General features: G+C 30.3%; 6 protein-coding genes and 1 pseudogene. 3 read left to right on the top strand and 4 right to left on the bottom strand.

Annotated elements, in window-relative coordinates; translation table 11 throughout:
* The first annotated feature begins 613 nt into the window (after window positions 1-613).
* Window positions 614-1,858 (top strand): multifunctional CCA addition/repair protein, encoded by a 1,245-nt coding sequence (locus KTT71_RS01045; protein WP_216782628.1) that lies wholly within the window; start codon window positions 614-616, stop codon window positions 1,856-1,858.
* 524 nt (window positions 1,859-2,382) lie between these two features.
* Here KTT71_RS01045 and bacA read toward each other — a convergent pair.
* Entirely contained in the window at window positions 2,383-3,198 is an 816-nt protein-coding gene (gene bacA / locus KTT71_RS01040) for an undecaprenyl-diphosphate phosphatase (protein WP_216782627.1), read from the bottom strand.
* 2,219 nt (window positions 3,199-5,417) lie between these two features.
* Between bacA and murJ the strand changes: the two genes are divergently transcribed.
* Both murJ and ribA read left to right on the top strand, forming a co-directional pair.
* The gene (gene murJ / locus KTT71_RS01035; RefSeq protein ID WP_216782626.1) at window positions 5,418-6,959 is read left to right on the top strand and encodes a murein biosynthesis integral membrane protein MurJ; all 1,542 of its coding nucleotides are present in this window, start codon (window positions 5,418-5,420) and stop codon (window positions 6,957-6,959) included.
* A 2,069-nt stretch (window positions 6,960-9,028) separates the two neighbouring features.
* Window positions 9,029-9,616 (top strand): annotated as a pseudogene (gene ribA / locus KTT71_RS01030) (GTP cyclohydrolase II RibA).
* Between the two features lie 590 nt (window positions 9,617-10,206).
* Here the strand turns inward: ribA and ycaO are convergent.
* The 3 genes from ycaO to lon all read right to left on the bottom strand — a co-directional run bounded on the left by ycaO (window position 10,207) and on the right by lon (window position 15,879).
* A complete protein-coding gene (gene ycaO, locus KTT71_RS01025; protein WP_216782625.1) occupies window positions 10,207-11,964 on the bottom strand; it encodes a 30S ribosomal protein S12 methylthiotransferase accessory factor YcaO in 1,758 nt (585 codons plus the stop codon).
* Window positions 11,965-13,045: 1,081 nt separating this feature from the next.
* Window positions 13,046-13,318: an HU family DNA-binding protein gene (locus tag KTT71_RS01020; RefSeq protein ID WP_216782624.1), complete on the bottom strand. Its 273-nt coding sequence runs from the start codon at window positions 13,316-13,318 to the stop codon at window positions 13,046-13,048.
* A 230-nt stretch (window positions 13,319-13,548) separates the two neighbouring features.
* Window positions 13,549-15,879: an endopeptidase La gene (lon, locus tag KTT71_RS01015; RefSeq protein WP_216782731.1), complete on the bottom strand. Its 2,331-nt coding sequence runs from the start codon at window positions 15,877-15,879 to the stop codon at window positions 13,549-13,551.
* Between the last annotated feature and the right edge of the window lie 1,537 nt (window positions 15,880-17,416).

Genomic DNA, 17,416 nt, shown 5'->3' with positions numbered 1-17,416 from the left:
TATATCTAATCTATTAATCTGAATAATATAAAGATTGTAAATGCTGCAAAAAATTATTACATTTGCCTGAATTTAATTAATTCTAAATACTATAACACAATAGATATAGAATATAATAGATTCTACTATTCTACAAATAAGCAATAATAATGAACAAGATAACTATATATATCTTTTTGCTAATATCTTTTAACTAATCAATACAAGTAATCTTCTCGCTGTAATTTCCTTTGAATCACCTGAATAATATAGTCATGTTCATTAGTTTTAATGTTATTCTATTGAATCTAAAATTATAATGAGAGATTCTATATCTTTCCTAAATAAATATAAATATGTTATATGAAGACACTTCATAAGTATAAATGTATTTTGTACATTTAGATGCTGAGGATAATTAATGGGAGACTTGTAAACATTTTTTAGAACATCACAAAACTAGTTACTGACCTAATAAGTAAAATGATATTTCTGTCTCTATATAGCAGTAGGTCTTCTTAAAAGAATATTATATAATATAATCAATCTCATAATCCTAATGAATTTTTATACATTAAATATTTACTATTCACAAGTATGCTATAAATTACTAGCTATTCAAGAGGAATTAAGTTTGAAGATTTTTTTGGTGGGAGGGGCTGTACGAGATAAAAAATTAAACCTACCAGTTTATGACCGCGACTGGGTTATTGAAGGTGCGACACCAGAAGAAATGATTGCTAAGGGATTTCAGCAAGTTGGTAAAGACTTCCCTGTTTTTTTACACGCTAAATCTCACGAAGAGTACGCACTAGCGCGTACTGAACGCAAATCAGGCATTGGCTATACCGGTTTTACAACTTACTTCGCTCCTCATGTAACACTAGAAGAAGATTTACGACGTCGAGATCTCACGATCAACGCTATGGCAGAAAGCATCGATGGCAAACTTATTGATCCTTATGGAGGATTGAACGATATTAATAATAAAGTTTTGCGTCATGTATCAGAGGCATTCCATGAAGATCCTCTTCGTGTTTTACGAGTTGCTCGTTTTGCTGCAAGATTTGCCCACCTAGGTTTTAATGTTGCACCAGAAACTATGGAATTAATGCGACAAATGACCGTTTATAAAGAACTACAAAATATTACTCCAGAGCGTGTATGGAGTGAAACCCAAAAAGCATTAACTACAAAAAGTCCTCAAGTTTATTTTCAGCTTCTACGTGACTGCGGTGCTTTAGCTATTTTATTTACAGAGATAGATAACCTTTTTGAGACTCCTGCTCCAGAAAAATCCAAAATAGAAATGAATACCGGTGTGCACACCCTCACGTCACTCTCAATCGCAGCTAAAATTACTAAAGACGTTGAAGTGCGCTTTGCTATTTTAACACATGACCTAGGAAAAGGTTTAGCGTATAAATCATACAATCCATATCATTACAAACATCAAACGGTTGCTATAGAACTGATTGATGCTCTTTGCAGGCGTATTTGCATCCCTAAATATATTCGAGAATTTGCGAAAATAGCAGCTGAATATCACTTATGTGTTCATAACATAAAAAACATGAAACCAATAGCCCTGCTAAAACTATTTGATGCTATTGATGCATGGCGCAAGCCACATCGTTTAGATCAGATTATTATAGTTGGAGAAGCGGATGCCCGCGGAAATACTGGTTTTGAGAATCATCCATACCCACAAGGAGATTACCTAAGGTCAGCATACAAAGTTGCTATCAACGTATCCGTTAGAGAAATAGTAGAAGCTGGATTCAAAGGATCAAAAATCAGTGAAGAACTAAGGGTGCGACATTTGCATGTGCTAAAAAAATGGAAAAATGATTTTTTCAAGAAAAATAAAATGACCTGATTATAAAATAATCAAACTTAGTATCCTATTAAAAGATAGTTCTTTTAATAAAAAATATATCATTTATTCTTCAAATAATAAGAAATTTTCATATTCTTATAAGGATCTTAGAAAGGCGTCGGTTTATAAAAATGATAGACATACATAGTATTTGTTGTTCGACAAGCATATTTGTTCTAACAACTTTATATGATAATTTATCAAATTACTGATCTCACAAGAGCCCAATCCATTTTTCTCTACCAGGGCATAGGCTTCTATTGATCAATAGAATAGTTTCAAAAATATATAATATATATTAGTCATATCTCTTAAAGAGATACTCATTTATTTTACTATTTGTAAATTATTAATCATCGTAAAATTTACTAATGCAAAATCTACATGATATATACTATGAGGTGCAGGGTTTATCTAAGACCAAACAAGAATGATTGTATTAAATTAAAGTAAGTTTCCCTGATTTACAATAAATATGTATATCCTTAATTATTTAATGATCTATGAAGATATGAACCAGCTACTTATAGTAGGAAATAAACAAATGCCGCCACTATAAAACGATAAATCGCAAACGGTGTAAAATAGATTCGTTTCATCTTCCCGAGAAATAACTTAATTATCATCATCGCTACAATAAATGACGTTACAAAACCAACTGTAAATATCTGTAAATCAACTAAAGAAAACAAAGAAATACTATTATACAATTCTAGTGCAGTTGTACCTATCATCATGGGCACTGCTAAAATAAATGAGAATTCTAAAGCCGAAAAAGGGCTAATACCCATAAGCATACTGCCAGAAATTGTAGCACCCGAACGAGAGAATCCAGGCCAAAAGGCTAAACACTGAAAACAGCCGACTATAAAAGCCTGGCGATAGGTAATATCATCTAATTCTACTGTACATGATTTTTTTATTCTAAAATAATCTCCAAGTAGCAACATAAAACTACCAACTATTAATGCAAACACTACCGTGTATGGCTTAAAAAGCATTTTAATTTCATCTTGCAAGATCAGACCTATCACGACGCTTGGTGACATAGCTAGAATAATATGCCACAACCTAAGATGATTACCATTATCTCTCTGATATACTGGATAATGAATGCAGTGCATGCCAATCAAACTAAATAAGCGGTTCCTGAATAGTAATACAGCAGCCAAGATAGGTCCTAGCTGAATAATTATCTCAAGACTCTTTGCTTTATCGCTTTCAAAGCCCAAACAATGTCCGATAATTATCATATGCCCAGTTGAAGAAACTGGAATAAATTCTGTAATACCCTCTACCAGTCCAATAACAAAAGCATTGATAAATAAATGCAGATCCATAAAAACTAACCTTTAAACCGATAATAAAAGCACAAGAAATAATTTTATAGAATAAAATGTTTTTGAAAACTACAACAAAAACGATATTGATAATAAGATTATATAGAAATAAAGATTCAGTGAAAACTGCATAATGTATAGTTTTAAGAAAACCATAATAGAATAGAAAAATGCGTTTTATGAAATATCATTCTCATAGTTAGTGGCTTTACATAAAATATTCTTATATTAGATATCACAAGATAATAACATCTAATGTATAGTATCAGTTCTTAAATAAGTTTATAGATCATTAATCTAGAGAACGATACACACCATTACAATATTGCAGTACTCCATAAAATTATGTGCATCCAATAAAAAATCAATAAACCAAAAACACTGAATCTGACTACTTTATTAGATAAGATAGTAGAATCACGACTATGTATATCTTGTAATCCTTATTATTATTCATATGAATTATAATTGAAGTCGCAATATCTGCTGTATTATAAAAGAGACTTAAAAAAGCATGTACAAGAATATTTATCGCTTTTAGCGATTACTTATTTCTCCTTGATGATTACGCGGGATCAAAAAATTTATAGTAATCCTAGTAAGATAATAGAACTTATGTGCCTGCTATATATTTAAATCAAAGTTGATCCTAAAAGATTTATACTACTTATAAGTTATATCAATATAGAATCTAATAATTATATAATATTGTGAGGAGATCTATTGATATACTTATTCTAGTTGCATTTGCTCGGAAAGAAAAATGATATCAGCTAATGAGAATTTTTAATAGATAGATAAAAGATACTACAATGATTATTAGCAATAAGTTAAAGCATGTGCGTAATGAATGTATATAGAAAAAGAAAATTAATTATTTTAATACTAAACTTTCAACAAAAAAGAACCGGAAATAGCAAATAATAACCTAAAATATATACAAAACTTTAATGAGAAATAGCAGTTCTGTAAGTTACAGTGTTATTAACAAAAGATCTGATTCTATTTATAAATAAAACAATCAAAATACTATGTAGATAGTAATAATTATCTATGATATATACTCATGCACGTCTAAAAGTAAAGATCCTATAATTGTAAATATCTTCCTAATGCCTACCATGTGCATCTACTTAATTATTAGTATATTTATCTAAAAGTAAACAATAAATTAATATTTGAATAGAAAACATTCTTATACAAGTCATACTATATTTTAGAATGAAAATAGAAATCTTTTCTATAGTTATTGCAAATAATTTGCAAGATACTGCATTCCTGTTAGCACGATATATAAGGTAGGATACTGTTACCAAAACTTGCTCATTAAATCAAGAAGCACGCGAATTGAAGATGTGCTTGTTAACTCATACTTAACATAAATATTTAAAATATTAGTATTAATACTATTATGATGAACAATAGTGAGCGGTCTTGGCAATAGAATTATGGAATAATCTCTCTTATAATAATAATTGCAGTATATCCTTTTAAGGAGCTAATGCGTGATAAACTAGATATATTAGTTTAGACTTCTGATATTTAGATATAGTATTTCTCTAAAATTTTAACATAGAAAAAGTAATACCAATTATGACTAGCTTAAATTATAGCTTAAAACTATAAGTATTTATCTTATATAAGCATCATATTTCTAGTGATCATGTACAAAAAATTGAGATAAGTTCTGCCTGAATTCATGTTTTAGATAAAGAAGTAAATAATATTTATTTAAATTCATGCACAACGTTATGTACTAATGCAGAATATCTTAAGGTATGACGATATAAAGGTTAGATAAATGTTATAAGGTTAAACGAATAAGCAGATATCTCTTATTATTTCTTAATTATGCTGATCTAAGAATTGGACCATATTCTGTTTAGTCACTTACTTAACCAATGTGTATCCTCCTGAATATGTTATTTTTAACCAAAAGAATTCATGTTGATTCAGCATTGATATGAGGTTATAGTAAAATTTTTATGTTAATAACCTAAATAGGTCTTCATACATAAAATATTAATAGGATTTTCAAATATTTTTTAACTATCTTAAATGATCTATCAGGCTAGAGGATCATATTTTTATATATCTTGTAAATTGATAATGTGTATCTCTTATAAAATTTAATTTAAATAATATAAAAGTAAAATTTTCGGCTTCTTCATCGTTCGTATTATTGCCTCATAAGGCTTACCACAGCTTAAAGATCACTTATGAATTTACTAAACTCACTAGCCAAGATCAGTTTAATCACCATATTGTCTCGTATATTAGGATTTGTGCGAGATGTTCTTGTAGCGCAATACTTTGGCGCTGGAATGGCTACAGATGCTTTCTTTGTAGCTTTTAAACTGCCTAATTTTCTTAGGCGCATTTTTGCAGAAGGAGCGCTCTCTCAAGCTTTTGTGCCTATTCTATCAGAATATAAAAACCAAAGAGGCAAAAAAGAAACTCTTAATCTTATAGCTCACGTTAGCGGTATGCTAATGCTGATATTAGGAGTTGTGAGCATACTAGGAGTGCTAGGCGCACCTCTTGTTATTTATGTTACGGCTCCGGGTTTTCTATGTAATCCAGATAAATTTGAGCTTACATATATCTTACTACGAATAACATTTCCTTATATTTTTTTTATTTCTTTAGCGTCATTAGCTGCTGCTATCCTTACAACCTGGGACTTATTTTTAGTACCTGCTTTTGCTCCTATCTTCCTAAACATTAGCATAATTATTTTCTCTTTATTTGGTGCATCTTATTTTCATCCACCTATTATAGCTCTGGCCTGGGCGGTCATCTTAGGAGGCTTACTACAATTATCTTACCAACTGCCTACTTTAAGGAAAATAGGAACGCTAGTACTACCTTGCATTAACCTACACAATAAAGGATTATGGCGAGTTATTAAATTGATGGGACCAGCTATTATTGGGGTATCTGTCAGCCAGATATCTTTAATTATAAACACTATTTTTGCTTCATTTTTAATGTCAGGCTCAGTATCATGGATGTACTACGCAGATCGCTTGATAGAGTTTCCGTCAGGTGTATTAGGTGTAACTTTAGGGACTCTTCTATTGCCATATCTAGCAAAAAGCATATCCAGAGGTTGTTATAAAGATTATTCTTACTTAATAGATTGGGGGTTGCGTTTATGTTTTTTATTGGCTATACCAAGTTCAATTGCTCTGGGGATATTATCTAAACCTCTAATTATGGCGCTATTCCAGTACGGTAATTTTACTACTTTCGATACTGATATGACTCAGCGCGCACTCATTCCTTATACAATTGGTTTAGTGGGACTCATCTTAGTCAAAGTATTAGCACCAAGTTTTTATTCTTGTCAAAAAATTAAAATACCTGTTCAAATTGCAATTATTACAATAATCATTACGCAATTAATGAATATAGCCTTTATATGGAAATTACAGCATGCAGGGCTTTCACTATCTATTGGGTTAGCCGCATATCTTAATGCAAGCTTATTGTATTGGCAGCTTCGCAAGAAAAACATGTATATTCCTCAACCAGGTTGGAGGATATTTCTATTAAAATTATTAGCAGCTGCAATAATTATGACAATAGTTCTTATTGGCCTGATGTCGTTTATAACTGCATGGGATTCTGGTAATATGCTAATACGTTTACTTCGTTTAATGGCTGTAGTCTTGGTTGGAGCAGGATCTTATTTTTCTGCATTAGCTTTATTAGGAATTCGTATTAGTGATTTTAACCGCAAATTATCTAATCAATAGATATTTTAATAAATAATATGCATCAAATTTATGTTTGTAACACGCAATATTATACAGCATGTATATTACAAAAGTATTCAATCGAATTAATAAACCTTATGATACAAATAAGAGTGCTGCAATATGTGCTATTACAATTATAAGATTCTATCAATCTATTCAAAATCCTTTATTTATTTCCTATCTAATGTTATAATAGAGCAATAATTATAATCGATTGAACTAAGATTCAGCTAACCTAAAAAGTTTTCAGAAAATATCTCTAATGAATAATATTAATAATAATTTTATGCTTCTAAAAGCTTAGAGATGCAAGAATTTATGAAAACATATAGGTATCAAAATAATTATAAATCTAATATTGATGAGATTTTAGATTATCTTTCATTTCTTAGCGCATGATATCTTATTGTTTGCTATAAGCTTTCCCCTTATAAATTAACGCGATCACTATATCTTTAAGGCAAAAAGAGCGCATATTCTTAGATGTAAATTATACCATAAATATAAATTTATCAGTGCACCTCGTGTTACAATTTATTGTTTTTACCTTTAGTAAATACCGAGAAAATGCTATTAATAATGCGATAAAATCATCTTTGAATGTCAGTGTGCTTTTTAGTATTCTTACTAATAACTCTTTAAATATTCACTCAAAAGTTTTATCAGCTACTGGCAAAATTATGATATCTGGGATTCTAAAATAATACTACAATAAAACATCATGATACTAGCTATTAGCAAAATTAATAATTTTATCTTGCCATAGGATCATAAATCTCTAAGCAGTTAGTGATGTATTACAGGAACTAAAAAACTACTTAAGCAATCTATTATTATGATCGATAGCAGTTCTTTTTTTATATATTTACTTTTCAGTAAGTAAGTGAAGTGTATTATCATTGACTTTCATGATGATTTGATCAAACAATCTACCAATGTTAATTTGTTTAAGCATTTAACATTTACTAGATTGCATTGTGTGAGCTGTTAAAAATATATATTTTATATTGTCGGATTTATTATTTGATTTAATTAAGATAAAATTTATATAGCATTATTTCATAAACCTTCAACAAGATGATCTATCTTTGAGTGTGCATTATTAATATAATTATAAAATAAATTAAATACCTTAAATTAACTATATTATTAAATATTTAGTGGATTAATAATATAGTTTATTAAATATTGGTCGATGCGTTAACATAATCTTATTATAATCAAAATTATAATTATATTATATTTGTAATCATTCGATTCAAGTCAGCATCTATTTCGCAGATGCATATATTTGATAATATGAGTAAAAGTTAACTGTATTGTATTCATAATATTAAATATTATATTATAAAAATCTTTTGCCTCCAGTAAATATCATAAGCTAAGTGATATCAATTTGAGCTTATTGTTTAGGATACAACTAATAAACTGTTCATTAGCTTACTGTAGGTTTCATTATTTTTAAACTGGGGAGCACAAGATACTCAAATGTCTACTTAATTATGTTAAAATTTATTTAATAAAAATCAGAAATCATATACTTACTAAATCAGAAAATATCGATTAGTTCTTTTATAAAAAATTATAGTGTTTTGCAGAACTTTTAATAAAAACATAATACTAATGAGTGCTGCAAATATATAAAACATTTTAGATTAGCAGCCTGAGATAAAGTGATGGATCCTGCATAATTTATTTAATATGTGATGTGCCATTTTCAGATCAATATCTAGAATTATGGTAATATAATCACTGCACCGTATTTTAACTACGCCATTAAAAATATTATCAAATAAGTATTCAGTTCTGTTCTTCTTTAGAGAAAGAATACCGTAATATTAAATTATAATAATAACAGCGATACAATCATAACTTGCATATTCTTTAATGACATAAATATATTATAAATCAGATCTAAAAAAATGAAACCCATGACCTAAATATTTTTATATAATTTTTTGAACATATTAAATAATATAATGATATAGATAAAATTTAATCAATAGCGACACGAGACAATTAATCTTTTTATAAAAAAGATATAAGATCTATTTCGGAGATTACATATGCAGATTAAAAAAGCAGCTAACTCAAAATTACCAACACATTGAGGACAACTTTTTGATAGTAGGATTTGAGGAAATTGCTAATGGTTATAATCATATATCCTGAGTATATAGTGACGTATCTCGATTTCTGCTAGTGCTCTTATGAATATACTCCGAGTGTTTAAAGGGAGACGTTTTATATAGTCTGAGCTCTGATTGTAGTTTTCAACGAGGCGCAGCATTTAAACGTATTTCAAAAGAAAATAGTCGTCTTATTCTATATCACCGTCAAGCAAGCAGAAACATCTACCTACTAAACAAAAATAGCTCTTATAATTTGCAAGATGCGGGTGCTGATAACGTAGAAAAAAACCACGATTAGGCTTCTTTGCTGACTAGCGCCACTTTACACTATGTGCCTACATATTAAAAATTTTGGGCATAGAACAAATACGTTTATTGACTAATAACCTAAATAAGGTTGTAATCTTATATGAGACGGTCATAAGCATCACGGAGCACATATCTATTATCGTCGGTCGTAATTCAAAGAATAAACTCTACTGTTCTGCAAAATCCTATAAAATAGGCCATACATTTAATTAATGCTGTGCCATCAGAGAAATATCTTTATTAGTTCATATTAAAATATATACTAAATCCTCAAAATAAGATAAAATAGGAGTAACAATATTTAAGACATTCATTACTAAATTAGTATTAATACGATACATGCTTCTTAATATCTAGGCAGATATATCTTATGTTTTGATGTGATGTAAATTAGTAGAATAGCTCTATCATTAAGTATTATTAATTTTTAATATATAGGATTAATAATAATTTAGACAAAATAACTTTATTTTGTAGGTACTTAGTTTTTATAAAAGATAATGAGTAATACAGAAGTATTATATACATTTTAATTACTGAAAAATACAGTCTCTGTATATTCTTATAATATAAGAATACTATAATACGAATAATAAAATACAATAGAGCAGTCCTGATTTTAGAAAACTACATCCCATAATTAGTTATACTATCTTTTTAAGAAAATTATATTAATAAAATGGATTAGTAATTTAGCACATTTAAAATATTACATCTCTTATTTTAGGTTGCATGATCAATAACTGTTCATTAGTTCAAGCAACAATCATGAAATATTTCTTAACAAATAATTCTGTTATTATTTAATTTAGTGAATAATATTTTGCAACTTGCAACTTCTTGTAAGATTGCAATAATGCCTGATGTGCAGGTAATGCCTTGAAACTATCATCTACGGCAGGAAGATCATAGAACCTCTTTTTACCAACAGTAATATCTAAAGCTTTTTCTAATATATCAGAGCCATACATAAGGCTAAATGCATAATAATAATTTTTCGGTTCTCTATTTCCTTCTACATTAAGAGTCAGTAAGTCTTTTAAGCAACGATAAAAATTAATACGATCGTAACTGAATAGCGAGAAATTAAATTCCTGTGTCCAGTCAGTCCAAATAAGAGCTTTCTTAAGATCACCGCCAGCTAGAGCCAGCATTGCCTTTAGTTCACCAATACGGAGAGTGTACCAACTATTATTCGTACCCGTCGCAATACCAAGTAGTTCTCGAACACGAGTAAAATCGTCAATTAATTCATCATCGAGTTGATCTATAATTTGTAGATAATTTCGTTTGCTGAGATTAGAAGCAGGTAATTGTAGGATCTGCTTGCGTAAATGCGAACCCATATTATTATTAGCCAATAGTAAATCTTCGGGAGGATAAATTTCAGAGATTCCCGGTACTATTATACGGCAAGTATAAACTTCAAGTTGCTCATAGTCTGCAATATACACCTCTTTATCTTGCCTTTTAAATATTTTCATTAGTATGTTACATGATTCTTGAGTATTACCTTTAAAGGACCAATCGACGAACTCATAGTCTGAATTTTTCTTGAACATATCCCAAGAAATTACACCACTAGAGTCAATGAAATGCGTTTCTAGATTAGATATATCGCTGACTTGAGCATAGTTAAAAGTTGGTGGAGAAAATACATCCAAATCTTTTAAACTTCGTCCCTGCAACAACTCAGTAAGAGTACGTTCTAATGCAACCCCGAAGTCAGGGTGCGCACCAAATGATGCAAAGCAACTACCATTAATAGGGTTAAATAAAACAATACAAGTAACTGGATACTTACCACCTAGTGAAGCATCAAAAGATAGAATTGGAAAACCTTCTTGCCTTAATCTTACTATAGATTCAACAACTCTGGGATATCGATTCATAACACTAGATGGTATTTCTGGTAGGCAAATATATTCAGAAATAATCAAATTTTTTACGTAACGCTCTAACACTTCAGACATAGCTTGTACACGTGCTTCGTTACGGGTATTACCAGCAGACATACCGTTTGATGCGTAAAGATTGTCAATGATATTTATAGGAATATAAATAGTTTTCTGGTCAGACTGACGTGTAAAAGGCAGCGTACAAATACCACGGTCTAGATTTCCGGATTGTAAATCGATAAGGTCTTTACCACATACTTCATCGAAAGGATTATAAAATTTATGCAAACTTTCATCTAAAATTCTGTCTGGTAGGCTATCGTCAGATGGCACTCTGAACCATTTCTCGTTAGGATGATGCACGAATTCACCTTCTGCAATTTCGAGGCCAAGATAAAAATCTGCAAAAAAATAGTTAGTAGATAAACGTTCAATGTATTCACCTAAAGCAGATGCCAAGGCAGCTTTTTTACTACTTCCTTTACCGTTGGCAGAGCAAATATGGCAATCTCGATCTCGTATGTGAACAGACCAAACATTAGGAACAGGATTAAGGAAAGATACTTCTTCAATATTGTACCCAAATTTAGTCAATTGCTGCTGGAAATGCATTATAGAGGCTTCCAATGAATCATCTTTACCTGGAATATAGGTTTGTATCATTTTGAAATCACTTGTTTAGGTATATTAATTAATATTTAATATTATTTAATAATATTAAATAATTATATCAGTATATGCATTAAAAAGATAATGCATATACTGATATAATCATCATAGATCAATAAAATGAAATTTATTTAAAGCATTAGCTAAATTAATAAATTAACTCAAAACATAACCAATAATTAGAAAAAATGATCTGATCACCTTAACATCATACTTATAAATTCCTCAGTTAAATAGATCATATCATATTAATCCTATTAGTTAATTTATGAATTATTAGGGAGGTCTTCAAGGGATATAGTATACAATTTAATACTATAGTTATCAGTTTTACTGATAACTATTTCTCTATCAATATTGATAATATATATATATTTAATGTATATGCTCGTAATAATAATATTATTCAATTAATTTTTAAAAAATTAATAAAAATATGGTTGTACTATCGGTCTAATTATGGAAATGACAGGAAATTACTGCATAAAATATTAATATAGAAAAAATAATAGTTCTAGGAACTAAGTAGAAAAATCCTTAATCATATGCTGGTATAAGAACTATAAAAACAACAGTATAAGATATGATCTACAGAAACAAATGTATATATTCAATAGAATTTTAGAGCAGATAGGGTGACATCTATGCTATTTCCTTGAAGCATAATAATTTCTATACAGCTCTTAAAAAATTATATATTAAAATTTAATAAAAATTCATAAATTCTGAGATTATCAAAATTAAAACAATATGGAGAACAAACTAGAAAGTCATTAATTAATGACATAATATTGTGCGTTATAAATAACGTTAGAGAATATATATATCTAAAGTATTATGAATTTTAGATACTCCCGAGTCTATATAAGAGAATATGCCAAACGATAATCGTAGTACCTTTTGGTATATTCTCTTAAAAGATATTAACTTAAACAAGATAGCTAGACTCAAATTATTTGCATGTATATTATTTTATTGAATTTAAATATTTATAATATAATGATTTAATGATCATCTATAAAAGAAATGATAACGCATACATATAAAAGAGAAACATTTATAATTTGAAGAAAAATTAATTCATTTCATCTCTCAGCGACTTACCAGCACGAAAACAAGGGCATTTATAGGCAGGAATATTTATTTGTTTACCAGTCTTGGGGTTACGACCAGTACGCGCAGAGCGATTACGCACATCAAAAGTACCAAAACCTACTAGAGATACAGAATCACCTTTCTTTAAAGCATCAATAATAGATGAAATCATTGCATCTATTATACGACAAGCAGAAGCTTTAGAGATATCTGCACGTTCGGCAATCTTGTCTATCAGTTGTGATTTATTCACTCTTTAATCCCCTTTAAATTTTATGATGTACAATAATATTCCTCTTAGGATACGACTGCATATAGCAATATCAATTGCTAGAAATTTATTAAAAGATAAGCCATATCCAAAATTTACGTTTAATACGACTAGGCAAGTCGCGTAAAATGCTAAACAATATTAAAATTTGCTAATTACATAATAAATTGTATCAAATTGTGTGATATATTATTTTTGGTTACTATTTTATTTCAGAATGCTGAATTATAAAGTGCAAGTGATAATACTTCATCAATTCTTTTTACAGGATGAATTTCTAGATCAGCTAACACGTTATCTTGTATCTCTTCCAAATCACGTTTATTTTCATCTGGAATAATTACTATTTTGATGCCACCACGATGTGCAGCCAATAATTTTTCTTTTAAACCACCTATTGGCAACACCAAGCCACGCAGCGTAATTTCTCCTGTCATCGCAACATCAGCGCGAACCGGATTTCCGGTCAAGCAAGAAACCAGTGCAGTACACATGGCAATACCTGCACTTGGACCATCTTTTGGAGTAGCACCTTCAGGTACATGGACGTGAATATCACTTTTTTCGTAAAAATCAGTGTTAATCCCTAGCTTCTCTGCACGAGCACGCACCACAGTAAGAGCAGCCTGAATAGACTCCTGCATAACCTCTCCCAAGGAACCAGTGTAAGTCAATTTTCCTTTACCGGGCACGCAAGCAGTTTCCACAGTAAGGAGATCACCGCCTACCTCAGTCCATGCAAGACCAGTCACTTGGCCAACCCGGTTTTCGTTATCGGCATGTCCGTAATCGTAACGCTGTACTCCTAGAAGATTTTTAAGATTATTGCCATTAATCTCTATTTTCTTAATTGATTTATCCATTAATATTTTTTTTACTGCTTTACGACAAAGCTTAGATATTTCACGTTCCAGACTACGCACTCCTGCTTCACGAGTGTAATACCTGATAATACCGTTAATTGCACTATCATCAACCGTTAACTCACCTTTTTTTAGTGCGTTACGTTCTAACTGTTTAGGTAATAAGTGCTTTTTGGCAATGTTTAGTTTCTCGTCTTCAGTATAGCCGGATAGACGAATTACTTCCATCCGATTAAGCAACGGCGCTGGGATATTCATAGAGTTAGAAGTAGCGACAAACATTACATCAGATAAATCGTAATCAACTTCCAGATAGTGGTCGTTAAATGCAATATTTTGCTCGGGATCTAAAACTTCCAGAAGAGCTGCAGCTGGATCTCCACGCATATCAGACGAGATCTTTTCTATCTCATCAAGAAGAAATAAGGGGTTTTTCACTCCTACTTTTGCCATTTTTTGGATCAGTTTACCCGGCATCGAGCCAATATAAGTACGACGGTGACCACGTATTTCTGCCTCATCACGTACACCACCAAGAGCCATCCGCACGTATTGACGACCTGTTGCACGAGCAATTGATTGACCAAGAGAAGTTTTACCTACACCTGGAGGCCCAACTAGACACAATATTGGTCCTTTAATTTTGCTAACACGGCTTTGAACTGCTAAATATTCTAAAATGCGCTCTTTAACACGCTCTAAGCCATAATGGTCTGTATCCAAAATCTCCTGAGCTTTATTAAGATCTTTTTTTACCTTATTACGAATGTCCCAAGGAACTTGAATCATCCATTCAATATAGCTGCGTACTACAGTTGCTTCAGCAGACATGGGAGACATCATTTTCAGCTTCTTTAATTCAGCTTCAGTTTTTTCACGAGCCTCTTTAGGCATTTTAATAGATTTTATTTTACGTTTTAGAGATTCAAATTCATCTATAGTATCATCCATTTCGTCCAGCTCTTTCTGAATAGCTTTCATTTGCTCATTCAGATAATACTCACGCTGGCTTTTTTCCATCTGCTTTTTGACGCGATTACGAATCCGTTTCTCAACTTGTAGCAAGTCTATTTCAGACTCCATAAGCTTCATGAGATAGTCCAATCGTTTAGAAATATCTAATATTTCAAGTACGGCTTGCTTATCAAGTAATTTTAACGGCATATGAGCTGCAATAGTATCTGCCAGTCTGGAAGCATCAGGAATACTATTGAGAGACGTCAAGACTTCAGGTGGAATCTTTTTATTAAGTTTAATATAGCCTTCAAACTGATTAATCACTGCTCGAATTAGAATTTCTTGTTCCCGCTCATCCATTTCTTTGATTTCTACATACTCAGCCTGTGCGGCAAAATGTTCTCCCTTATCTGATAGGGTAGTAATTTTGGCGCGTTGTAGACCTTCAACAAGTACTTTTACAGTACCGTCAGGCAATTTCAGCATCTGTAAAATAGAAGCCACAGTGCCTACAGAGAAAAGATCATTTACCCCAATTTTATCTGCTGAAGCTTCTTTCTGTGCAACTAGTAAAATCTTCTTGTCATCCTCCATTGCTGATTCTAAGCACTTGACAGACTTTTCCCGTCCTACAAATAGTGGGATCACCATTTGCGGATAAACAACAACATCACGCAGGGGTAATACAGGAATTTCTATATATTCGGAACGCTCAGGATTCATAGAGCTCTCTCTTAATTTCGCTTCCGTCAAGTTATGGGAATATTACAGCCTTTCTATATCTTTTTTTACTTTATTCATATTTAATTACATGGGGGTATTTATGAGGTAATCAACGTAAAAAATAGATATAGCTTAGAAAATCTTTTGATATATAAAAAAGACTTGATGTATACAAGCATACATAAAAAGAGACTATTTGATAACCCATGGTATTCAATATTTCTAGTGAGTATTCGTTAAAGTAGCTACTTTCTATAGAAAGTAGCATAACTAAATTAAAAAATCTGATTTATAATAGACGATAAAATAATATTAAGTTTATATATCAATCGGATATGCATGTTGTAAACTAAAAGAAAAGACATATTATTTTAGCAAAAATTATAACGGGGTGCTTCCACATTATGATAGATAATTTATGAAAGTTTCTCGATTATGTAGCCCCAAATAATTTTTTTACTAATCATGGTTTCATTTATTCCGAGAAGTATGGGCGGTCATTTCTAGATCGGTTATATTGAATATGATAACAAGATAAATATTTAAGAAATTAGCTATTTTGAGCGCAAAAAAGCTCTTAAAAGAAGCTTAATACTTTAAAATAGCAATTATGCGATCAGTTTTTAAAATTTAAGAGAACAAGACTATATAAATGATATACAAAATAAAACTCTTAAATTATTGGTTGATAATAGACTACTTAACCAGCACAGACCAAAATTTGGTCCGATAATTAGCGATAAAAATTCATAGCAGCCATATTTAATATCGTCTATTTTAGATAAATAAAGTATTTCATCATGACGAATATCTAAATATTATTAAAATACAGGATTCTCTGTAGATTAATACGCAAAGTTGGTTCTAGAGAAATTCAAAAGAGCAAAAAATAATAAATCTTATACAGAAACAGAATGATCCTACCGATAGAAATTTAATATATGGCTTTAATCCTTATGTAATAAGGATAACATGCATCTAGAAAAATTAATATAAATGAATTATAAAAATGACATAGTAACTGATGTAGAGCTTAAAAATTTTAAGATAAAAGACGAAGATATTCATCAAACCTACAACAGAAAAATAACATAGATAATAATAAATGATGAAATGATACGGGTAAAGATAACTTAGATAATAATGAAATAGCCGCTTATTACAAGTATTATAATACCTCCATACCCAAACAGGATTTTAAGACTGCAGTATTTATTAAGAAAAGACTAAATAAAAGTACCAAATATGTATGCAATAATCTAGATAGAGAAGGGATTTCTACAAAATATAAGCAAATAAATTTACGGATATCATTTCGACTAAAATCTGTTGATGTAGGATGGCGAGACCCTTATAATAATACAAAATAAAATTTTAAGTGCATACTGAACTAAGAAAAGAGAAATATCTAAAATAATATAATTAAGAAATGACTAACTTTATAGTCCAATTCATTAGCATTAAAACAGAAAAAATGAAAATATTTATGCAAGTGCATTCTGATATTTCTGTTCAGCTTAGAGAGCATAAACCAATG

Source organism: Candidatus Profftia tarda, from assembly GCF_904848675.1.
GTDB lineage: Bacteria > Pseudomonadota > Gammaproteobacteria > Enterobacterales > Enterobacteriaceae > Profftia > Profftia tarda.
This window is presented reverse-complemented; position numbering and strand designations above follow the sequence as displayed.